Annotated in this window: 17 protein-coding genes; 14 read left to right on the top strand and 3 right to left on the bottom strand. The window is 70.5% G+C overall.

Going from position 1 to position 23,093, the window contains the following annotated elements:
- Positions 1-64 precede the first annotated feature (64 nt).
- The 3 genes from ABZU52_RS03755 to ABZU52_RS03745 are packed head-to-tail and all read left to right on the top strand — an operon-like array spanning position 65 to position 4,695.
- On the top strand, positions 65-2,830 hold the full coding sequence (locus ABZU52_RS03755) for a lantibiotic dehydratase (protein WP_354969550.1): 2,766 nt from the start codon (positions 65-67) through the stop codon (positions 2,828-2,830).
- Positions 2,827-3,903: a lanthionine synthetase C family protein gene (locus tag ABZU52_RS03750; RefSeq protein ID WP_354969549.1), complete on the top strand. Its 1,077-nt coding sequence runs from the start codon at positions 2,827-2,829 to the stop codon at positions 3,901-3,903. The genes ABZU52_RS03755 and ABZU52_RS03750 overlap by 4 nt, the downstream gene beginning before the upstream one ends.
- Positions 3,904-3,930: 27 nt before the next feature.
- A complete protein-coding gene (locus ABZU52_RS03745; protein WP_354969548.1) occupies positions 3,931-4,695 on the top strand; it encodes a thiopeptide-type bacteriocin biosynthesis protein in 765 nt (254 codons plus the stop codon).
- Positions 4,696-4,861: 166 nt separating this feature from the next.
- On the opposite strand, the gene ABZU52_RS03740 is transcribed toward ABZU52_RS03745, so the two are convergent.
- From ABZU52_RS03740 to ABZU52_RS03730, 3 genes are read right to left on the bottom strand one after another with little or no spacing between them, the layout of a single operon-like run.
- Positions 4,862-6,334: a hypothetical protein gene (locus ABZU52_RS03740; RefSeq protein ID WP_354969547.1), complete on the bottom strand. Its 1,473-nt coding sequence runs from the start codon at positions 6,332-6,334 to the stop codon at positions 4,862-4,864.
- Entirely contained in the window at positions 6,331-7,110 is a 780-nt protein-coding gene (locus tag ABZU52_RS03735; RefSeq protein ID WP_354969546.1) for a sulfotransferase, read from the bottom strand. The genes ABZU52_RS03740 and ABZU52_RS03735 overlap by 4 nt, the downstream gene beginning before the upstream one ends.
- On the bottom strand, positions 7,103-8,065 hold the full coding sequence (locus tag ABZU52_RS03730) for a hypothetical protein (RefSeq protein ID WP_354969545.1): 963 nt from the start codon (positions 8,063-8,065) through the stop codon (positions 7,103-7,105). The genes ABZU52_RS03735 and ABZU52_RS03730 overlap by 8 nt, the downstream gene beginning before the upstream one ends.
- 257 nt (positions 8,066-8,322) lie before the next feature.
- Here ABZU52_RS03730 and ABZU52_RS03725 point away from each other — a divergent pair, with 257 nt between their 5' ends.
- The 11 genes from ABZU52_RS03725 to ABZU52_RS03675 all read left to right on the top strand — a co-directional run bounded on the left by ABZU52_RS03725 (position 8,323) and on the right by ABZU52_RS03675 (position 22,819).
- Positions 8,323-9,597: a glycosyltransferase gene (locus ABZU52_RS03725; protein WP_354969544.1), complete on the top strand. Its 1,275-nt coding sequence runs from the start codon at positions 8,323-8,325 to the stop codon at positions 9,595-9,597.
- Positions 9,594-10,598, top strand: coding sequence for a sulfotransferase (locus ABZU52_RS03720; protein WP_354969543.1), 1,005 nt, complete (start codon positions 9,594-9,596; stop codon positions 10,596-10,598). Before ABZU52_RS03725 ends, ABZU52_RS03720 begins: the two co-directional genes overlap by 4 nt.
- 3 nt (positions 10,599-10,601) lie before the next feature.
- Positions 10,602-11,513: a sulfotransferase gene (locus ABZU52_RS03715; protein WP_354969542.1), complete on the top strand. Its 912-nt coding sequence runs from the start codon at positions 10,602-10,604 to the stop codon at positions 11,511-11,513.
- Positions 11,514-11,598: 85 nt separating this feature from the next.
- Entirely contained in the window at positions 11,599-12,276 is a 678-nt protein-coding gene (locus ABZU52_RS03710) for a hypothetical protein (RefSeq protein ID WP_354969541.1), read from the top strand.
- Positions 12,277-12,451: 175 nt separating this feature from the next.
- Positions 12,452-13,270 (top strand): basic amino acid ABC transporter substrate-binding protein, encoded by an 819-nt coding sequence (locus tag ABZU52_RS03705; protein ID WP_354969540.1) that lies wholly within the window; start codon positions 12,452-12,454, stop codon positions 13,268-13,270.
- Positions 13,271-13,370: 100 nt separating this feature from the next.
- Positions 13,371-14,165, top strand: coding sequence for an amino acid ABC transporter permease (locus ABZU52_RS03700; protein ID WP_091406922.1), 795 nt, complete (start codon positions 13,371-13,373; stop codon positions 14,163-14,165).
- 5 nt (positions 14,166-14,170) lie between these two features.
- Positions 14,171-15,010, top strand: coding sequence for an amino acid ABC transporter ATP-binding protein (locus ABZU52_RS03695; protein WP_354969539.1), 840 nt, complete (start codon positions 14,171-14,173; stop codon positions 15,008-15,010).
- Positions 15,011-15,304: 294 nt separating this feature from the next.
- On the top strand, positions 15,305-16,309 hold the full coding sequence (locus tag ABZU52_RS03690) for a multicopper oxidase domain-containing protein (RefSeq protein ID WP_354969538.1): 1,005 nt from the start codon (positions 15,305-15,307) through the stop codon (positions 16,307-16,309).
- Between the two features lie 23 nt (positions 16,310-16,332).
- Positions 16,333-20,271, top strand: a complete 3,939-nt coding sequence (locus tag ABZU52_RS03685; RefSeq protein WP_354969537.1) for a ThuA domain-containing protein — start codon at positions 16,333-16,335, stop codon at positions 20,269-20,271.
- 8 nt (positions 20,272-20,279) lie between these two features.
- A complete protein-coding gene (locus tag ABZU52_RS03680; RefSeq protein ID WP_354969536.1) occupies positions 20,280-21,809 on the top strand; it encodes a plastocyanin/azurin family copper-binding protein in 1,530 nt (509 codons plus the stop codon).
- Between the two features lie 32 nt (positions 21,810-21,841).
- A complete protein-coding gene (locus tag ABZU52_RS03675; protein WP_354969535.1) occupies positions 21,842-22,819 on the top strand; it encodes a hypothetical protein in 978 nt (325 codons plus the stop codon).
- The last annotated feature ends 274 nt before the right edge of the window (positions 22,820-23,093 follow it).

Below are 23,093 nucleotides of genomic sequence, written 5' to 3'. Positions count from 1 at the left end.
ACCTCACGAGGTCGGGCCCCACCCTCACATCCCTCCTTTGCCCCGCCGGTTCCAGGAGCGCGCGATGTTGCAAGCGACGGGTGCTGCCCTGATCAGGGCGGCGTCCTACCCTTCCGATCTGACGCTGCCGACGTGGCCCGACCTGGCCGTCGGGCAGCCAGAGCAATGGCGGGACTGGCTACAGCGGGCCTGGGCGCTACCAGGCTTCGCCGCTGCCGTTACCCACGCGGCGCCACAGATGGCCCGCCAGATCGCCCGCGTACTCGCCGACGAAGCCGTGACCGGGCCGAGGCTGCGCCGCGTGGTGGAGGCGACGCTCCGGTACCTCCTGAGGTGGACGACGCGCGCGACGCCGTTCGGTCGATTCGCCGGAGTCGCTCCCGTGCAGCTTGGCCCGCGTGCGGCAGTCCGCTGGGGTGCCGAGCACCGGGAGGTGAGGTGCCCCGATGGTCGGTTCATCGCCGAGCACACAGCCCAGGCGGAACGGAACCTGCACCTGCTCCGCTCGGTCAGGGTCGTCACGAACCCGATCGGTTATCCGCGCGGCGGTACGTGGGTGGTGCCCTGCGGCCACAGCGACGGTGACCGGGTCAGCGACGTGGAAATCGACCTCACCGACCCGATACGACTGGCGGTGCAGCTCGCCAGCTCACCAATCGCGTTCGCCGACTTGACGGCCCGGATGGTCGAGCGGACCGACACAAACCTGCCGGACGGCGCCGAGCGGCTCCTTGCCGCACTCGTTGCCGCAGGCGTCTTCGTGTCCGAGGTCCGCCCACCAGTAACGGTGACCGATCCAGTTGCCTACCTCAGTCAGCACATCGACCTGCCTGGCCCCGGCGAGCGTGTCCAGGTTGACCTACGCGTCGACTGCTCCGTAACGCTGCCACCGGCCGTGGTCCGCGAGGCATGCGAGGCCGCGGCGGCGCTCGTCCGTGTGGCACCGCGCTTACCGGGCTGGGCTGCCTATCACTCCGCGTTCATCGAACGCTGGGGACCAGGCGCGGCCGTACCGCTGCGCGACGTCACAAGCGTCCTGGGCTTCCCCGCCGATTACCGCGGCTCGCTGCGCCGCGGCCCGACGGAGCCGACGAGACGCGACGTCCTCCTCGGGGAACTCGCCCAGCGCGCGGCCCTGCAGAACTGTGCCGAGGTGATGCTCGACGCCAAGCTCGTCGACCAACTGTGTGGCGACGACGATCGGCCTCCGGTCCCGCACACCGAACTTCAGTTCACCCTTGCCGCAGCTACGCTCCGGGACCTCGACCGTGGCGACTTCACGCTCACGGTCGTCAGCGGCGCCCGCCACGCAGGCGCCGCAGCGGGCCGATTTCTGCACCTGCTCACACCGTCCGAGCTCGCGCTGTTCTCGGACGTCTACACGCACCTGCCGACGGCCCTGCCGGGCGCGGACGCGGTACAGATCTCCGGTCCTCCACTGGGCAGCCGGCTGGCCGCTCTCGCCCGTGCCCCGGAGCTGCTGCCCGTCCTGCCGGTCGGCGACTTCCACCCCGACCCGCGATGGACGCTCGCGGACCTGGCCGTCACAGGTGACGGTCAGCGGCTCTGGCTCATGTCGCGTACGACAGGCCGGCCGGTCGAGCCCATGCTGCTCAACTGCCTGCTGTTACCGACGCTCCAGCAGCCGCTCATCCGGTTCCTGACGGAGATCCCCATCGCGTGGACGGCGCCGTGCGTCCCGTTCGACTGGGGCCGCTGCCACAGCTTGCCGTTCCTGCCACGCGTACGACGAGGCCGGTCCATCCTGCACCCGGCCCGCTGGATCATCACCGCAGCAGCACTACCCGGGCGTAGTGCGACGTGGCATCAGTGGCGGGCGGCCTGGCAGCGCCACCGTGAACACCACCGGCTACTCGCAGACGTACTCCTTGGCAGCGGTGACGCACGGCTACACCTCGACCTGGACGACACCGCCCACCTGGCGCTGCTGCGTAGCCACCTCGACCGGCACAGACGCGCCACACTCACCGAGGCGCCGGGACGTGCCGGCTGGATCGACGGCAGACCCGCCGAACTCCTACTCACGCTGACCCGCACCCCACCGCAGGACGAGCTGCCTCCTCGACCGGCGCGGCCCGCCAGCACCGTGCAGCACCGCCCCGGCCACTCGCTCTGGCTGGACGTCCGTCTCACCGGCCGAACCGAGCACATCCTCGCCGACCTGTCGAAACGCCTAGAGGTGTTGCCGGCTGGCTGGTGGTTCCTGCGCTACCCCGATCCAGAACCACATCTGCGGCTGCGTATCCCACTGCGCGACGCCGACCGGTTCGCCAACGTTGCCCGCGACGTTGCCGCGTGGGCGGAGCGGCTCGACGGGCAGGGCCTGCTGGCTGACTACAGCCTGGCCACCTACCGACCCGAGACACGCCACGGCACCGGGCCCACCCTCGCCGCAGCCGAAGCCGTATTCGCCGCCGACTCCCGTGCCGTCGTTACGAAACTGATCGGCGACCGGCACGCCACCACCGCCAGCAACATGATCACCATCGCCCACGGCTTCGCTGGCGACGGCCCACGCTGGATAACCGAACATGTTCCGCACCGCAGTGGCCCACGCCTGGATCCCACCCAGCTCAACCAGGCCCGTCGAACCCACCGAGGCGACGAGCTGACAGCGGCGCTCACCACGGCGCTGACGGCCTACCGGGCGCTCGTCGACCGAGATGGCCTCGACCCGGACCGGGTGCTGGCCGACCTGCTCCACCTGCACCATGCCCGCATGATCGGCGTCGACCTTGCTTCCGAACGGCACTGTCTGCGCCTCGCCCGCGCCGTCGCCCATACCACCCTCATCTGCGGTGCGCCATGACCGCAGGGCAGTCACTCGCGGACGGGGCGGTGGGCAATGCTCTCTGGCATCTCGAAACCGGGCGGTGGAACGCGGCATACGCCGCGCTCCAGCAGGCAACCGCCGACGGCGTCAGCGCCACCGACAACGCCAGCCTTTACTACGGCGTACCCGCACTCGCATTCGTCCTCGCCGCCTCCGACCGGCCCGCGCTCACCCGGGCCCAAGCCATCGCCGCAGCTGGAACCGCCACGGTGGCCCGCCGCCGGCTGCACACCGCGCACCGCCGAATTGACCAACGCCAACAGCCCGAGTACGCCGAATTTGACCTCATCCGCGGCCTCACCGGCCTCGGCGTCGTCCTTCGTCGCATCGGGGACCTCGACCTCCTCCGCGAGGTACTGACCTACCTCGTACGACTCACCGAACCCATCGGCGCACTCCCCGGCTGGTGGTGCCCACACGGCCCCAACCGCACCGAGCCAGGACCCACCGGAGGCCACAGCAACCACGGCATCGCCCACGGAATCACCGGCCCACTCGCACTCCTAGCGCTCACCCTCCTCGACGGCATCACCGTCGACGGACACACCCAGGCAATCAATCACATCTGCCAGTGGCTCGACACCTGGCAACGCCACACCAGCACCGGCCCATGGTGGCCCCAGACCATCACACTCGACGACCTCCGCCGCGGCGACCCAAGCCAACGCAGACCGCTCCGGCCATCCTGGTGTTACGGCACCCCGGGTATCGCTCGTGCCCAGCAACTCACCGCGCTTGCCCTCGGCGATACCACACGTCGACACCTCGCCGAGTGCGCGATCGTCGCCTGCTTGAACGACCCGACCCAGATCGGTCAACTCACCGACCGCAGCCTGTGCCACGGAACCGGCGGCCTCCTTACGACCGCCCGCCGTATCGCCGCCGACGCCCTGACACCCATATCTCTCGCGCCACTGAAGCATCTCCACCAGCAGGCGCCAGAGGAGACCGACGAACCCGCAGGCTTCCTCGACGGGACACCCGGCGCCGCCCTGGCCGCGACCGGAACCACGAAGACCTCATGGGACGCCTGCCTGCTCCTCTGCTAAACCGCCAACATCGACAGGACGGCATTCATGGAACAGAACTCCTGGAAGCAGGTGAACGTCGCCTACCCGGGCCCAGACCCCAGGCAACGGGAAAGGCAAGCCGTCGAACACCTCACCCACGTGCTACCCGCCGCCGAAGCTGAGGGCTTCATCACCTCGTGGTGGTTCATCCGCAAAGGCCCGTGGCGGATCCGCTACCTCCCCGCCGTATCCACCAACGACCCGGTGCACCTACTGCTCACCGACACCGTGAACTGGACCACCGACATCTACGAACCGGAAGTCCATGCCTTCGGTGGATCCGCCAGCATGAGCGCGGCCCACGCCCTGTTCCACCACGACAGCAGCCACCTCCTGGACTACCTCAGCGACGACCCCGACGACCGGCGGGAACACGCACTCATACTGTGTACTGCGCTTATGCGCGCGGCCGGCCTCGACATCAACGAGCAAGGCGATGTCTGGGCCAAGATCGCCGAGCAGCGCAGCGCGTTGGAAAGCCCAGCACCCGCCCAGGACCTTCGAGCGTGGACCGATCTCACCGCCGACGTCCGCCACCTGTTGCTCGGCGCACTACGAGCGGGTGGCATCGCCAGCGAGTGGCTGAGCGCCTTCGAAGACACCGGGACAGCACTGCACACCCTCCGCAGGTCAGGCAAGCTCACACGAGGAATCCGCGGGATCATCGCGTTACACGTGATCTTCCACATGAACCGCCTCGGAGTCCGCGCATGCACCCAAGCCACCCTCGCCCGCGCTGCCAAAGAGGCTATCTTCAATGGCAAGATGTGATGCTCGGAAGCTGATGGCGCAGGACGGGGACGGGCGCGACGCAGCGGTGAGGCGCTCATCGTCACCCGCCCCATACTGCGGTCGATGGCTGCCATGGTTCTGCTGCCCCGCCTCCGTCGGTGTGTCGAGGTCGGCCGGTCGTCCTCGGGGTACCACGAGCCGCCCGTTAGCGCACCGTGGCGAGGATCCGGTCCACCGGCTGGTCGGCGCGGAGCAGCACGGGGACGTCGGTGACTGTGGTGCCGCCGCCGGCCGCGCCCAGCGGGGAGCCCACCGCCCCGGCCCGCCCGCCCGGCGCCGCCGGCACGGTCACCGGCGTGCTCGACGCCGACCAGAGCACCAGCGTGCTCTGCCCACCGCGGACGAACGCGACCCCGTTCAGCCTGCCGGCCACCGAGGCGGGCAACGGGGTGACGGTGGCGTCCCGGGCCGCGTCGGCCAGGGCCGCCATCATCCGGCCGGCCTCGCGTTCGGTGCCGTCCGGGTCGAGCAGGCCGTAGCGGACCTCGCTCCCGGCGGCGTTGTTCGGGTTGTACGCCAACGGCAGCCAGCTGATCTCGCCGATCCCGCCGGCGGCCAGCAGGGTGACGGTCTTGACCATCTCTGCCGCCCGGCTGGCCGGGTCGCCGTCGCCGTCGCGCCAGAACTGCCCGACCTCCCACGCCTGGATGGGCGTACCCGGCGGTGTGGTCGCGCGGAGGTAGTCCAGCAGCGGCGCCACCCCGCTGAAGTGCTCGTAGAAGTGCACCTGCCGGATGTCGACGGTGCGGTCGGTCAGCAGCGACTCGGTCACGGCCAGGAAGCGCAGGCTACGGCTGTTGGTCTCGGTGCCGAGCGCGCGGCGCAGCTGCGCCTCCCCGGTCACCGCCGGGATCTGCTGCCCCCGGGTGCCGACCCGGCGCTGGAAGTACGCCCGGTAGGCGGCGAGGGCCTCGGGCACCCGATCGGCGCGCACCAGCCGGTCGGCGACACCCATGCCGTACGCGACGCTGCTGATGCCGGAGTCGACCACCCGCGCCTTCGGGTCGGTCGCGCGGATCGTCTCGGCGGCGGCCCGGACCAGCCGTGCGTAGTCCTCGGGGCTGCCGGCCCAGTAGCTCGGCGCGTTGACCTCGTTCTCGATGGCGTACTCCCGCACCCCGTAGGGGCCGTAGCGTTGCACCACCGAGCGGACGAACCGCTGGTACGCGCCGAGGTCGGTGGGCATCGCCGACTCGGTCTTGTTCGCCGCGCCCCGGGTGTAGCGGGCGGTGCCACCGGTCGCCCAGCACACGCCGGTGCGGATCTTCAGGTGCAGGGTGATGCCCAGGTCCCGGCTGCGCGAGGCGATCTCGTCCAACCCGGCCCAGTCCGTCTGGCCCGGGGTCCGTTCGATCTCACACCAGGAGATCTCCTCGTACGTCGCCGAACCGGCGAGCCGGCGCAGGTACGGCCCGAACTGCTGGTACCGCGACCAGTCCCAGTGCGCGCCGAACGGGTTGCTCACCCCGTCGACGGTGCTGGTGGGCCCGGGAGTCGTCGTCGCCGAGGGGGTGGCGGCCGGCGGCGGGTCGTCGTCGCGGGCGGTGCAGCCGGCGGTGAGCAGGAGCGCGACGGCGACGACGGCGGCGACCGCCCGCAGCCGGACCGGGCGGTTCACCGGTAGCCCAGCGCGCGCAGGGTCGGACCGGAGAAGACCCAGACCAGCAGGCGCAGGAACGGGTCCAGCTCGCGGCGGTAGCTGCCCACCCGGGAACCGTAGATCGGCGCGGTGACGCTCGCCGCGGCCCGCCGTCGCTCCGCCTCGGTGGTGTACTTCTGCGCCACGTCGTGCTGCTTGCTGTCGTAGTCGAGGATGCCGTCCTCCCACGGCTCACCGAGGAACTCGAAGAGGCCGCGCATCGTCTTCTCCGGCTCGCTGACCGCCTGCTCGTAGCGCAGCTCGTAGTAGCGGTCCGCCGGCAGGGTGGCGCCGACCGCCCGCGCGGTGCGGATGTAGCGCGGCCACTTCACCACGCACTTCACCGCCGACCAGTAGCCGAACCGTTTGCGGTGCGAGACCACCACGTCGCGCCCGTCCCGGATGAGGTGCACGATCTGGGCGTCCGGGAAGACCTCGGTGACGAAGTCGAGCGACATCGCGTACAGCGGGGTCTTGTCGGCCCACCGGGCCTTGCCCCGCGCGGCGGCGTAGTCGGCGTGCACGCCGCCGAAGAAGTCCCGGATCCGGCGCAGCCAGTCCTCGCGCGGAAAACCGAAGCGGGCCAGCCGTTCCCAGTCCCGGCCGACGATCCGTCGCAGGTCCGGCAGGAACCGGGTCTCCGGGCCGCAGCTGATCCGCGAGTGCGAGTCCAGCACGAGGCGCACCATCGTGGTGCCCGACCGTTGGCACCCGACCAGGAAGATCGGCGCGGTACGGGTTCCGGTCTCAGCCACTGTCGACCGCCTTCGTGGTCTCGGATCGGGCGTCGGCCGCGGCGCGGTCGAGTCGGTCGGTCAGCTCGTCGCAGCGAGCCCGCACGCGCGAGTCGATCGGTAGCCGCCGGTGGCCCGCCGCGCCGTGCGACCCGCGCGGCGCGATGTGCGCGTGCAGCCGGGGATGATAGGGGAAGTCGAGGAAGGCGCAGAGCCGTCGGAGCTGGGCCGCGGGCTCCGCGACCAGGCTGTCGTAGCGGCAGAGCAGCACGTCGGCCCGCTGGTCCAGGCCGAGCTGGAAGACCAGCGAGTTGCGGACGTACCAGAACAGCGCCGCGCCGCTGTGCGGATCCAACCGCTGCGGGTCGTGCGCCCGGATCAGTTCGACGGCGTCGGCGTCGAGGCGCTGCCCCTGCCACCGTCGACCGATGGTGCCGTCGGCGATCGCCCGCAGGGCCCGCAGGTTGGCGTCACCGAACTTGGCGACCTCGGAGCGGGCCCGGTCGTCGACATCGCGGTAGACCCAGAGCGCGCGCCCGGGCGGCAGCCCCGGCAGGGCCAGCAGCTCGTCCACGCGGTGGCTCTCGCAGAGCGGCTTGACCAGGACGTACGCGTGCCGGCTGCGCTGGATGGTGGCGGTCAGCACCGGGTCCGGGCGGAGTTGGAAGCGGTGGAAGAGGGTGCCGTCGTTCTCGTTGCGTACCTCGACCTCGGGGGCGGCGTCCAGGCCCCGGACCAGCATGTTCGTGCCGGAGCGTTGCAGACCGACCAGGTAGACCGGCATCGCCGAGCCGGGCGTCCGGCCGGACCGCCGTCGCCAGCGTCGCTTCGCCAGGGCCGTGCGGATCCGGTCGACCGGGTTGAGCTGGTCCTCCTCGACCAGTCGTCCGATCCCCTCGGTACGCGCCCAGCGCAGATGCCGCCGGACCCGCCGCGCGGTGTACGCGAGCGCGGAGACCTCGTCGTCGGCTGCCACGGTCCTCCTCGTCGGGCACCGGCCCGCCCCGACGGAGAGCGGGTGCGACCGGCGGCAGCCAGGCTATCCGGAGATCATGGCGAGAGGCCAGGCTGCGGACCGCACGGGCAGACGAAGATCACCCGTTCAGCCACATGCCAAACGTGAGCTGGACTCGCCGAGCCGCTCTGCATACCGTGGGCCCTGGCCGGGGCGGGCAGACCCCAGTCATCACCCCCGGGCCCGGTTCGCCCGATCGACGTGAGCAGGGCGAGTCGATGCGCGTGCTGCATGTGAACAAGTTCCTCTACCGCCGTGGCGGCGCCGAGGGGTATCTGCTCGATCTCGCCGACCTGCAACGGGCTGCGGGCGACACGGTCGGCTACTTCGGCATGAGCCACCCGGAGAACGAGTCGCCACTGCCGTACGCCGCGCGGTTTCCCTCCGAAGTGGAGTTGGAGCCCGCGCCGCGCGGGGTGCGACCCCGCGCGGTGGCCGTCGGCCGGATGCTGTGGTCACCGACCAGCCGCCGCGGCCTGGCCCGCGTGATCGACGATTTCCGGCCGGACGTGCTGCACCTGCACAACATCTACCACCAGCTCTCCCCGTCGGTGCTCGCCGCGGCCCGCGCCGCCGGTGTGCCGTGCGTGCTGACCATGCACGACTACAAGCTCGCCTGCCCGAGCTACCAACTTCTCGACCGGGGTCGCCCCTGCCAGGCGTGCGTCACCGGTGGCCCGTTGCAGGCGGCCCGTCGCCGCTGCAAGGACGGATCGCTGTCGCGCAGTGGGCTGCTCGCTGTCGAGTCCTGGTTGCACCGTCAGCTCGACGCGTACGACCCGGTGCAGCTCTTCGTCAGCCCGAGCGGGTTCCTGGCCGACGTGATGCGCCGCGCGGGCGTCTACCCGGACCGGTTGCGGGTGGTCAACCACTTCGTCGACCTGACCGGCGTCGCGTCCAAGCAGACGCCCGGCGGCGGTGTCGTCTTTGCCGGCCGGCTGGCCCCGGAGAAGGGCGTCGACGTGCTGATCGAGGCGGCCGCCGCGCTGCCGGCCGGGGTCGACGTGGACATCGCCGGAGACGGCCCGGCCCGCCCGGAGCTGGAGGCGCTCGCGGCGCGGCGGGTGCCCGGCCGGGTCCGGTTCCACGGCCGTCTCGACAAGCCACGCCTGCACCAGCTGATCCGCTCGGCGGCGGTGGTCGCCGTCCCGTCCCGGTGGCACGAGAACCAACCGATGGTGGTGCTGGAGGCGTTCGCCTGCGGTGTGCCGGTGGTCGCCACCGACCTGGGTGGGCTGCCCGAGCTGATCGAGCCGGAGGTGGACGGCCGCATCGTCGCCGCCGATGCGCCCACCGCCCTCGGCGACGCGCTGAGCGACATCCTGGCCGACCCCGAGCGGGCGCACCGGATGGGCCGGGCCGGTCGGGCGAAGATCGCCGCTCAGTTCGCTCCGGACCGGCACCTGGACCGAATCCGTGGGCTGTACACGGAGGCCGCCGAGGCGCTGCCGTCGCGGCGGCGTGCCGCAGCCGGTGGGGGAGCGGCCCGGTGAGCCGAGTGCGGGTGCTCTACCTCGCCGGCAGCGGTCGCAGCGGCAGCACCCTCGTCACCACGGTTTTGGGACAGATGCCGGGCTTCTTCGCGGCGGGCGAGCTGCGCTACCTGTGGCGGCGCGGCATCCTGGAGAACCGGCCCTGCGGCTGCGGTTCCCCGGTCGCCGACTGCCCACTCTGGGCCCGGGTGCGCGCCGACCTGACCGACGCCGACCCGGCCGGGATCGCCGCCCGGTTGGCCCAGCGGCTGCGGCTGCGGGGGCTGCCCGCACTGCTGCGCCGCCACCGTCGCGGGCAACCGCCGGTGTCGGGCCACCCCGACGACACGCAGCTGGCCCGGCTCTACGCCTCGATCGCCGCACACGCCCTCAGCGAGGGCGGCGTCATCGTCGACTCGTCCAAGCTGCCGCCGTACGGCGCCCTGCTCGGCAGCCTGCCCGGCATCGACCTGTACGTCCTGCACGTGGTGCGCGACCCGCGCGCGACCGCGTACTCCTGGCGACGGCGACGCCCACTGGACGGTGGCGCCGACGATCGGCTGATGAGCCGACCACCCGTCGGCAAGGCCGCGCTGCTCTGGTTGGTCTGGAACACCGCGACGGTACGACTGTGGGGGAGCCGCGATGACCGCTACCTGCGGGTGCGGTACGAGGACTTCGTGGCCGACCCGGCCGGCGCCACCGCCCGGATCGCCCGGTTCGTCGGCGCGACCCCGGACGAGCTTCCGTTTCCGACGCCAACCACGGTGCGACTCGCGCCCACCCACTCGGTGGCCGGCAATCCGTCGCGGCACCGCACCGGGCTGGTCGACGTGGTCGCCGACACCGAGTGGGTGACCGGCCTCCCAATCCGCGCGTACGCCGTGGTGACCGGGCTGACCGCGGTGGCCCTGCGCCGGTTCGGTTACCCGTTGCGCCGCCCGGCGGCCACCCCTCCCGCCGCCCGCGTCGCCGCGGACCCGGCCGTCTCCCCATCACCCGCCACCCGGCAGGAAGGCTGAACGATGCTCTCACTGGTGGTGGGCACCGGTCGCTGCGGTTCGACACTGGTCCAGGAGTTGCTCTCCCGGCATCCCGCGGTCGGCTTCGTCTCCGGCCTGGACGACAAACTGGCCCGGCTCAATCTCAAGGGCCGGTTCAACGGGACGCTCTACCGGCGCTCGGCGCCGCGCCCGGTGGGGATGACCTCGCTGCGACACAGTCGACGGTTGCTGGAGCGGGGCCGCTTCCGGGTGGCACCGTCGGAGGCGTACCACCTGCTCGACCGGCAGGTGCTGGCCGGCTTCTCCCGACCGTGCCGGGACCTGGTGGCCGAGGACCTGACGCCGTTCGTGGCCCGACGGCTGCGGGCCTTCTTCGACGAGCGGATCGCACGGCAGGGCTGCCAGCAGTTGGTGCAGCACGTCACCGGGTGGCCGCGCACCGGCCTGCTGCACGCGGCGTACCCGGAGCTGCGGGTGGTCAACGTGGTGCGCGACGGCCGGGCGGTGGCCAACTCGTGGCTCCAGATGGGCTGGTGGGACGGGTGGCGTGGGCCGGACAACTGGATCTACGGCCCGCTCCCGTCCGACCTGCGGGAGGAGTGGGCCGAGTCCGGTCGGTCCTTCCAGGTGCTCGCCGCGCTGGGCTGGAAGATGCTGATGGACGCCTTCGCCCAGGCTCGGCTGCGTCACCCGGCCGACCAGTGGCTGGACGTGCGCTACGAGGACCTGGTCGAGCAGCCGCGCGAACAGGTCGGACGGATGCTCGATTTCCTCGGTCTGAGCTGGTCGACCGCCTTCGAGGAGGGCTTCTCCCGGTACAACTTCACGGCGGGACGGGCGGAGGCGTACCGGGACGAACTCAGCCCGGCGCAACTCGCCGCGATCGAACGGGTACTGGAGAAGCCGCTGGCCGAGTGGGGTTACCCGATCTAGCGGCGTGTGTCAAAGTCGTCGCTATCGACGGACCGCACGGGGGCGGCTAATCTTTGGCCCCACACCATCGATGTGAGGAGATGCGATGGCGCGCCGTACCGGTCGGCCCTCCTACCTGCTGGACAAGGCCGACGTGCGGCATCGCCGCACCGTCCGGTACGCGGCCGTCGCGGGCGTGATCGCACTGGTCACCGCGTTGCTGGGTGGGTTGGTCGGCTACCAGGTGGGCCGTCCGGACGCCACCGAGGCGACCATCGCGAGCATCAAGCAGGCAGAGGCGAAGCGGGACGCCCAGCAGATCGCGGAGTTGATCGAGACGGCCCGCCGTGTGCGCGACCAGGTCGCCCCGGTGCTGGCCGCCATCAAGACGGAGACGACCGCCGGACGGGCGCCGGACCCGGCGAAGGCGCGCCAGTGGCAGCAGGTCATGCGCCAGGCGGCCGAGCCGTTCGCCGACCCGCCGTCGGGGACCACCGCCACCAACGTGGCCCGCGGCGGGTTGCGCGGAGCGGTTCAGCAGGCGTCGCTGGCCGTCGACGCCTACGCCCTGGCCGCCGGCGTTCCGGCGGCGCAGCGTGCGGCGATGCTGGATGTCACCGCGCGGCAGGCGGCCGAGGCCGCCACGATCTGGTCGGTCGCGGCGACCCAGCTCGACCAGATCAGCGTCGACGCCGGCCAGGGCCACCAACACGTGTTCCTGGACACAGACCCGGACGGAGGGGCGCTCACCCCGGACGGGGCGGCCGAGGGAACCGGCGGCTGAGGGGCTTTGCTGCACAGGTGTCCGGTTTGCCGGCGGGGTTCGGTCTGCCGGGTCGGCTGAGCGGCCGCAGCGTGATCTGGGGGCGACGGCCGGATCGGGTACGGTCGCTTATCGCAAAGTCTATGAACCAGATTGGCTTTCAGTGCAATGGAAGCCGAATCGGAGGGGCACAGCCGTGAGGTTCCCAAGCGCCGTCCGTCAGGCCGGCCTCGTCGTGGCCGTCGCCGCCCTCGCGCTGAGCGCGGGATGCGCGAAGAAGGACGACAGTGAGGTTCAGGCGAGCGGCGTCAAGCTGGTCGCGGCGGGCAAGCTGACCGTCTGCACCCACCTGCCGTACCCGCCGTTCCAGTCCAAGGACGCCAGCGGCAAGGTCACCGGCTTCGACGTCGAGATCATGGACCTGGTCGCCAAGGAGCTCGGCGTCGAGCAGACGATCATCGACACCCCGTTCGAGGGGATCAAGTCCGGCCAGGACCTGAACACCGGCAAGTGCGACGCGGCCGCCGCCGGCATGACGATCACCGAGGAGCGGCGGAAGGTGATCGACTTCTCCGATCCCTACTTCGACGCCACTCAGGCGTTGCTGGTGAAGACCGGCAAGACGTACAAGTCGCTGGACGACCTCAAGGGCAAGAAGCTCGGCGTCCAGGCGGCCACCACGGGTCGTGACTACGCCAAGAAGCTCGAGGCGGAAAAGGGCCTGAAGCTGGTCGAGTTCGAGGACCTCGCCGCCCTTCAGCAGGCCGTCGCCAACGGCCAGGTCGAGGCCGCCATCAACGACCTGCCGGTCTGGACCGAGTACCTGAAGAAGAACCCGGGTGGGTTCGAGGTGGCCGCCGAGTTCGACACCGGCGAGCAGTACGGCTTCCCGGTGAAGAAGGACGCCAACCCGGAGCTGCTCAAGAAGATCAACGAGGTGCTGGCCAAGGCCAAGCAGGACGGCACCTACAACACGATCTACGAGAAGTGGATCGGCAAGCAGCCCAGCGCCTGAGCCGCGTAGCGGCCGAGCGCCTGAGCACCGCGCAGTACCGGAGGGCGCGCGTCCCGCGCGCCCTCCGTGTCAGTAACCTCCGGGAAGGCAACGAGCGAACGTGAAGCTGCGACGCCGCCAGCGGGAGCGGCTGTCCCTCGGGCTCCAGTACCTGGTCTTCATCGCCATCATCGCCACGGTGCTCGTCGCCGCGGACTGGGACAGGCTGGCCGACGCGTTCTTCCGCGTCGACATCATCAAGTCGATGTTCCCGACCATCATCACTGTCGCGCTGCGCAACACCATCCTCTACACGCTGGGCGCGTTCGCCTTCGGCCTGGTGTTCGGCACCATCCTGGCGCTGATGCGGCTGTCCCGGGTGGCGCCGTACCGCTGGGTGGCGACGGCGTACATCGAGCTGTTCCGGGGTCTGCCCGCGCTGCTGGTGCTCTTCCTCGTCGGGTACGGCATTCCGATCGCCTTTCCGGAGCGCGAGATTCCGGGCGGGGTGTTCGGGTCGATCGCGATCGGCCTCGGGTTGACCGCCGCGGCGTACATGGCGGAGACCATCCGGGCCGGCATCCAGGCCGTGCCGAAGGGGCAGATGGAGGCGGCGCGGACCCTCGGCATGTCGCACTTCACCGCCATGCGCACGATCGTCATTCCGCAGGCGTTCCGGATCGTGATCCCACCGCTGACGAACGAGCTGATCCTGCTCACCAAGGACTCGTCGCTGGCCTACGTGCTGGGCGTGACGGCGCAGACCATCGAGATCACCAAGTTCGGTCGGGACATGCTCAACGACCGGGTGAACGCGACCCCGCTGCTGGTGGCCGGCCTCGCCTACCTGGTGATCACCCTGCCGCTGTCGCAGGTGGTACGACGCCTCGAACTCCGCTACGCCAAGGCTCGGTGACCCCGATGACGACCACCCCTCCCCGCCCCGCCGTGGAGATCCGCGACCTGCACAAGTCCTTCGGGCCGCTCGAGGTGCTCAAGGGCATCGACTTCGAGGTCGGCCAGGGCGAGGTGGTCTGCGTGATCGGCCCGTCCGGCTCGGGCAAGTCGACCCTGCTGCGCTGCGTCGACCTGCTGGAGGAGCCGACCGCCGGCAAGATCTGGGTGAACGGGGTCGAGATGACCGACCCGGACGTCGAGATCGACGCGGTTCGCCGCGGCATCGGCATGGTCTTCCAGTCGTTCAACCTGTTTCCGCACCTGACCGTCCTGAACAACCTCACCATCGCCCAGCGCCGGGTGCTGCGGCGAGGTCGGGCCGAGGCCGAGCGGATCGCGCGGGCCAACCTGGAGCGCGTCGGGCTGACCGACAAGGCCGACGCCTTCCCGGCGCAGCTCTCCGGTGGGCAGCAGCAGCGAGCGGCGATCGCCCGGTCGCTGTCGATGGAGCCGAAGCTGATGCTCTTCGACGAGCCGACCTCGGCGCTCGACCCGGAACTCGTCGGCGACGTGCTCACCGTCATGCGCAAGCTGGCCGAGGACGGCATGACGATGATGGTGGTCACCCACGAGATGGCGTTCGCCCGCGACGTCGCCGACCGGGTGGTGTTCATGGATGGTGGCGTGGTGGTCGAGCAGGGGCCGCCGCAGGAGGTGCTCGGCGCGCCGAAGCACGAACGCACCCGCGCGTTCCTCTCCCGGGTCCTCGACCCGACCCATGTCGCCCAGCTCGGTCAGCCCGACCAGTCGCCCGCGCCGCCGGCCGCCCCCGGCCTGCCGGCGGACGATCGCCACAACCTCTGACCCACAGCTCCCGTACGCCTGACCGCCGGGTTGCCGCATCGACGGCAGCCCGGCGTCTGCTTGTGTGTCAGGTCTATGTCAATCGACGGACGTCGTGATGTCAAGGTAATCTTTTTGCAATCAGAACTGTACTTTCGTCGATGGATTACATAAGTTGCTCTCATCCATCGAAAGTTCTGAGTCTTCCGAGCAAAGTACGCGACGAGCCTCACCCTCAGTCGTGCCACCGCCCGTGCTCGGCGGTCGATGCACCCTGCCTTCGTCGCGTCTTCGCCCGGTCGGAAACGGAGACCCATGGACGATCACGCTGGTGGTCCTCACCGCCACCTGTCCCGCAGATCGCTGATCGCCACCGGTGCGCTGGCCGCCGGGGCGTTGGGCGCGTCCGCCCCAACCATCGGCACCGCGTTCGGCGGCACCCCCGCCCGGGCCGCCGCCGGTGTCACCAAGAAGATCACCATCTACGCCGAGCAGCTGCCCGGCAACCTGTTCGGGTACGGCCTGGCACCCGGCCAGGCCACCGTTCCGGGCCCGATCCTGGAGATGTACGAGGGTGACACCCTGGAGATCACCCTGGTCAACACCACCACCCAGCGGCTCTCCATCCACCCGCACGGGGTGGACTACAGCACCGAGTCCGACGGCAGCCCGTTCAACGCCTCGTTCAACAACCCCGGTGAGACCCGGACGTACGTCTGGCGCTCGCACGAGATGGTGGCCGCGGCGGGCCGGCGGTACATGCCGGGCAGCGCCGGTTACTGGCACTACCACGATCACGCGATGGGCACCGACCACGGCACCGGCGGTGTCGCGAAGGGACTGTACGGCGCGCTGATCGTCCGGCGGCGGGGAGACATCCTGCCGTCGAAGCAGTTCACGGCCGTGTTCCACGACATGATGATCAACAACAAGATGGCCCCGGCGACCCCGATGTTCGAGGCGAACCTGGGCGAACGCGTCGAGTGGATCGCCATCGGCCACGGCAACCTGTTCCACACCTTCCATCTGCACGCGCACCGCTGGGCGGACAACCGCACCGGGATGCTGGAGGGACCGAGCGACCCGAGCCTGGTGGTCGACAACAAGGACCTCAACCCGGGCAGCTCGTTCGGCTTCCAGGTGCTGGCCGGGGAGGGCGTCGGACCGGGCGCGTGGATGTACCACTGCCACGTGCAGTCGCACTCCGACGGCGGCATGGCCGGGATCTTCCTGGTGCGCAACGCCGACGGCAGCATGCCGCCGGGCGCCGAGGAGGCGATCCACCGGTTCCAGGGCCACACCCACACGCACGGAAGCTGACCCAACCGAAAGTGGGGACGGGGATGACCAGAAACTTACGACGAACCCTCGCCGCGGTAGCGGCCTTCGCGACACTGATCCCGGCGACGACGGCGGCCGCGGCCGCACCACGAACGGCGGCCGCCCCCCAGGCGGCGCAACCGCAGAAGACCGCGGTCCTGGTGTTCCACGGCCCGGTGGCCGAGCAGCAGGACCCGGTTTCGCGCGCGGTGGACACCATCAAACAGCTTGGTGCCGGTCATGACATCGATGTCACGGCCACCACCGACCCGGGTGCCTTCACCGTGGCCGGGCTGTCCGCGTACCGCAGCGTGGTCTTTCTCTCCGCGACGGGCGCCGCGCTGAACCGCGACCAGGAGTCGGCGCTACAGAGCTACGTCAAGGCCGGCGGCGGTTTCGTCGGCATCGCCGACGCCGCCCGCGCCCAGGTCGACTCCACCTGGTTCACCGGGCTGATCGGCACCCGCCCGGCCGGCGCCATCCCGGTCGCCGAGCCGGTGGCCCGGGTGACCGCCAGCGGCGAGAACCCGCCCAACGAGACCAAGGAGAAGCTGACCGACGGCGACGCCAACACGAAGTGGCTGGTCCGCACCCCGACCGGTTGGGTGGCGTACGAGTTGGCCGCGCCCAAGCGGGTCACCGGGTACGCGCTCACGTCGGCGAACGACTCGGCCGGTCGGGACCCGAAGGACTGGACCCTGCAGGGCTCCACCGACGGTCAGAGCTGGACCGACCTGGACCGCCGCACCGGGCAGACCTTCCCGGACCGGTTCCAGACCCGCCGGTTCGACATCGCCACGCCGCAGGAGTTCACCCGCTACCGGCTCAACGTCACAGCGAACAGCGGTGAGCCGCTGGTCCAACTCGCCGACCTGCGCCTCTTCACCGGCAGCACCACCGCACCCGAGCCGCCCGCGGTGAACCGCGCGGTGGTGAACATCCTGGACCGCACGCACCCGGCCACGGCATCGCTGCCGATGACCATCACCCGGTCCGACCGCTGGGAAAACTGGGACCCGAACCCGATCGGCACCGTGCACACCCTCGCCCAGGTCGAGGAGCGGCACTACAACCCGGGGGCGGCCGCCAACGGCGCCTTCCACCCGGTGTCCTGGTGCCGGGACTACGACGGCGGCCGGTCGTTCTACACCGGCATGGGCCACACCGAGGGCAGCTACGGTGAGGAGGCGTTCCGTACCCACCTCGCCGGCGCCCTCAACTGGACCACCGGTCGGGTACGCGGCGACTGCCAGGCCACCATCGCCGCGAACTACAAGGTGGAGCGACTCACCGCCGCGAACCAGACCGGGCAGCTGGACCAGATCGGCGAGCCGCACGGGCTCACCATCGCGCCGGACGGCACGGTCTTCTACGTCGGCAAGGCGGCCTGCCCGAGCGGCCCGATCGCGGACTGGAACAACCCTAAGGTCGGCCTGGGCTGCGGCACCATCCACTCCTGGGATCCGGCTACCAAGCGGGTCAAACTGCTCACCACCCTGGAGGTGATGGGCAACCGGGGCAGCGGCTCCGAGTTGGTGAAGAACGAGGAGGGCCTGCTCGGCATCGTGCCCGATCCCGCGTTCGCCGACAACGGGTGGCTCTACGTCTACTGGATGCCGCACGAGTCGGTCGACCGGGTGAAGCGGGTCGGTCAGCGGACCGTCTCGCGGTTCACCTACGACCGGGCCACCCAGACCATCGACCAGGCCACCCGCAAGGACCTGTTGCAGTTCCCGGTGCAGATCCACAGCTGCTGCCACGCCGGTGGCGGCATGGCGTTCGACGCCAAGGGCAACCTCTACGTGGGCTCCGGCGACAACAACTCCTCGGAGGGGTCGCAGGGCTACGCCGGCAACAACTGGACCCAGGAGTACCAGGGGATCTCGTTCCAGGACGCCCGCCGCACGTCGGGTAACACCAACGACCTCGCCGGCAAGATCATCCGGATTCACCCGGAGCCGGACGGCACGTACACCATCCCCGAGGGCAACCTGTTCCCGCCGGGCACCGAGAAGACCCGACCGGAGATCTACGTGATGGGCGTGCGCAACATCGCCCGGCTCCAGATCGACCCGGTGCACCAGTGGCTGACCGCCGGCTGGGTCGGCCCGGACGCCTCCTCGCCCAGCCCCACCCTCGGGCCGGCGAAGTACGAGACGGCCACCATCATCACCTCGGCCGGCAACCAGGGCTGGCCGTACTGCATGGGTAACCGCCAGCCGTACCGGGACCGCAGCAACACCGACGCCAGCGTGCTGACCGGCTGGTACGACTGCGACAACCTGAAGAACGAGTCGCCGCGCAACACCGGACTGGTGGACATCCCCGCCGCCCGGGACAACATGATCTGGTACGCGCCGGACGGCGGCGGCCCGGTGTTCCCGAAGCGGACCGACGGCAGCGGCCTGCCGACCTACGTGGCGGCCGACGCCACCTACACCCAGCCGTACCTGCGCGGCGGCGGCCAGGCCATCATGTCCGGCCCGACCTACCACCGCAGCCTCGTCGACACCACCAGTGGCGTGGCGTGGCCGGAGCACTGGGACGGCAAGTGGCTGATCGGCGACCAGTCGAACGCGTCCAACCGGATCGCGGTCACCGTCGACCCGGCCGGCGTGCCGCAGGCCGCCCCACCGGTGTACGCCGAGTCGCTGCGGGCCATCATCCCCGGTGGCAACGGCGACACCCGGTTGCAGAGCTGGATGGACGCCAAGTTCGGCCCGGACGGCGCGCTCTACCTGCTCGACTACGGCGGCGGGTTCTTCAGCCTGCACGCGAACCAGAAGCTGATCCGGATCAGCTACACCGGCGGGGCGCCCACCCCGGCACCGGCGGCGACCTCGGTCGCCGTGCAGAACAAGCCGCTGACCATCGCCTTCACCGGCTCCCGCTCCGGCGGCGTCAGCCACCGATGGGAGTTCGGCGACGGCGCCACGTCGACCGAGGCGAACCCCCGGCACGTGTACGCCAAGGTCGGCACCTACACCGCGAAGCTCACCGTCACGTACGCCGACGGGGAGACGGCGACGGTGCAGACCACTGTGACGGTGGGCTGCGCGGTGCCCGACGACCGGCCGACGGTGTGGCTCGGCGACACCGACACCGGGGTGCCCAGCCGTACGGTCGGGCAGGGCTGCACGGCCAACGACCTGATCGACGACGAGAGCACCTGGGCCGACCACAACGGTTTCGTCCGGCACGTCAGCGCGGTGACCCGCGCGTTGCAGGACGACGGCCTGCTCAGCAGCCGCGAGTCGGGCACCCTCACCCGCCTGGCCGCCGCGTCCGACATCGGCCGGGACGGTCGCACCGGGTACGAGCCGCTCTACGACGGCACCGCGGAGTCCCTGCGCGGTTGGCAGCAGGCGCCGACCGGGTCGTGGGCCATCCAACCCGACGGGGCGCTGCGCTCCAGCGGTGGCCTGGGCATGCTCTGGCACACCAAGGAGTTGGGCGACTTCTCGCTGAAGGTGCAGTTCAAGGACATCGCACCGGGCACCAACCGGGCCAACACCGGCGTCTTCATCCGCTTCCCGGACCTGCGGGTCCCGCTGGAGCAGCGGCCACCGGGCAGCTGCGGCACCATCGGGTCGGCCCGGACCTCGACCGCCTGGATGGCGATCTACTGCGGACACGAGATCCAAATCTACGACGGTGACACAGGTGAGCCGCAGAAGACCGGATCGGTCTACAACTTCGACCCGGTGCCGCTCGCCCAGGCCGGCGTTACCCCGAAGAACGAGTGGAACGACTACGAGATCCGCGTGGTCGGGCAGCACTACACGATGATCCGCAACGGCGTGGTGATCAACGAGTTCGACAACACGCCGGGCAAGCAGTCGTCCCGAGCCGGCGACCCGCCGACCGACCTGCGGCAGTTCCTGCGCGGCTTCATCGGCCTGCAGAACCACGGCGACAACGACCTGACCGAGTTCCGCAACATCCGCGTGCGCGAGCTCTAGGAGTGACGATGACCCGACGACTGACGGCCGCGCTGGCGGCGCTCCTGCTCACGGTGATCCCGTTGGCAGTGGCGCCCGCCTCCGCCGCCCCGCGCGTCGCCGCCGACCAGGTGTTGACCTGGACCGCCGACGACAGCATCACCCGCTACAAGTCCGCGCCCACCACTGCGGTGGCCGGAGCGACCACGATCATCTGGGAGAACAGCGCGGCCACCGGCAACACCACCGGGATGCCGCACACCCTGACCTTCGACACCAGCACCGAGGGCTACAACCACGACGTCACAGTCAACATACTGGCCAGCCCGTTCGACGCCAACGACGGCCGCCACCAGGCCACCGTCACCCTGACCCCGGGCCGCTACCGGTACTTCTGCTCGATCCCCGGCCACAGCTCCATGGTCGGCGAGCTGGTGGTCACCGAGGGCGGTGGAGGCGGCGACACCACCGCGCCGACGGTGACCGGCGCGGTCTCCGGCGACCAGGACCCCGACGGCAACTACCTCGGCGCGGCCACTGTGACAGTGACGGCCACCGACGCCGACTCCGGGGTCCAAACCATCGAGTACCAGGTCGACGACACCAGCTTTCGGCCGTACACCGAGCCGGTGCGGGTGACCGCGATCGGCGACCACTCGGTGCGGTTCCGCGCCACCGACCAGGCCGGCAACACCAGCGCCGTCGGCTCGGTGTCGTTCCGGATCGTCGAGCCGGGGGAGGAGGACACCACCGCGCCGGTGGTCACCGCCGCACTCGCCGGCGACCGCGACGCCGGCGGCAACTACATCGGTACGACCACCGCCACGCTGACCGCCACCGACAGCGGATCCGGTGTCGCCACCATCGAGTACGCGCTGGACGGGGCGGCCTTCACCACGTACACGAATCCGATCGTGGTGAACGCGGCCGGGATGCACATGCTGCACTACCGGGCCACCGACGCCGCCGGCAACACGTCGGCCGAGCAGATGGCCCACTTCACCGTCGTCGAGCCGCCGGCCGAGGACACCACAGCACCCACTGTCGCCGCCACGGTGGCCGGTGACCGCAACGGCGACGGCGGGTACGTCGGCGGCGCGACAGTGACCGTCACGGCCACCGACGCCGAGTCGGGGGTGGCGAAGATCGAGTACGCGCTCGACAGCGGAGGTTGGACGGCGTACGCCGCTCCGGTCGCCGTCCGCGCACCCGGCCCGCACACAGTGCGCTACCGGGCCACCGACACGGCGGGGAACTCCTCCGCCGAGCAGTCCACGACGTTCACCGTCGTGGCCGACGACACCGACCGCTGCCCCGACTCGGACACCCGAGCCACGGTGATCATCGACGGCGACGACAGCGGTGTCGCCAACGTGGACACCGGCGACGGCTGCACCATCAACGATCTGATCGACGAACACGCCGACTACCCCGGCCACGCCGCATTCGTCCGGCACGTCGAAGCGGTCACCGCCGCGCTCGTCACCGCCGGCACGCTCGACCGGCGGCAGCAGGGCGCCATCGTCCGGGCCGCGGCCCGATCGGACGTCGGCGCATGAGTCCTCGAACCTCATCGACAGGGAGTACCACGATGCCCGGACGTACCGTCGCCAAGCTGGCCACCGTGAGCGCCGTCATCGCGGCCTCGGTGCTGGCCGTGGCGCCCCCCGCACACGCCGACCTGGTCACCCACTGCATCGGCACCGGCGGCGCGGTGACCGTGCCCAACGACCTGCTCGTGCCCGCCGGCGAGTCCTGCGCGCTGACCGGCACGACGATCACCGGCAACGTCACCGTCGCGGCCGGCGGCAACCTGGTGGTGACCGGTGGCCGGATCAGCGGTGAGGTACGCGTCGCCGCCGACGGCTACCTCGACGCGACCGAGACGACAGTCGACGGCCAGGTGGTCCTCGCGGCCGGTGGCTACGGGATCTTCCTGAAGGACGCCCGGACCGGCACCGTGACCGTCCGGCCGAAGGGCTCCACGACCATCGACAGCTTCCTCTTCGCCGAGGCGTCGACGGTCACCGGGCACGTCAACGTCAGTGCCGGTGAGGTCCGGCTCGACCGGGGCAGCCAGGTGCAGCGCAACCTCAGCAGCACCGGCACCTACTACACCGACCTGCACGACTCGTTCGTCGACGGCACCGTGTCGGTGCTCAACAGCGCCACCGGCAGTGTGGTGTGTGGCAGTGCGGTCCAGGGCCGGGCCACCTTCGCCGGCAACCTGGGCGGTGTGCAGCTCGGCCCGAACGGCGCCCTGGACAGCTGCGCCTCCGGCGGTTACTGGGGTGGGGACGTGAGCATCACCAGCACCACCGGTGGTGTCACCGTCGACGACAACATCATCAACGGTCAGTTGGCGGTGACGTCCAACAACCCGGCTGCCCAGGTGGCCGCGAACAACCGGATCCGTGGCGGGGTGACCGGTGACCAGGCGGCGGCGACCACCAACCGGTCGGCGAGGGTCGCCGCTCCGGACCGGGAGGACGCCGGCGACCAGCGGGCCGAAATCCGTCGTACCTCGGCAATGCAGGAGGCCACCGAGGCAGGCGCGGCGAAGCTCTAACCCGCCCCACCCCGTCGATCATGGAGTTGTGGTGCCGTACTTGGTAGACGATGTCCGATTCGTCACCCACCACAACTCCATGATCGACGAGGCTAGGGGGCTCCGGCCGAGTTGCACTTCACGCTCAGCGGGTACGAGGTCACGAAGGACACCGAGGGGGACGGGCACCGGGCAGGCCCCGGTGTTGTCCCCGTTGGCCATGTGCCCTGGTGTCGCAAGCGACGCGGCGAGTCTCCGCGCCGCCAGCTGACCTCGCGGCGATCGGTGGCAGCTC

Origin of the sequence: Micromonospora sp. NPDC005220, assembly GCF_040607895.1 — a bacterium.
GTDB lineage: Bacteria > Actinomycetota > Actinomycetes > Mycobacteriales > Micromonosporaceae > Micromonospora.
Note: the sequence above shows the minus strand (reverse complement) of the source record. Positions and strands in the feature narration are given on the sequence as shown.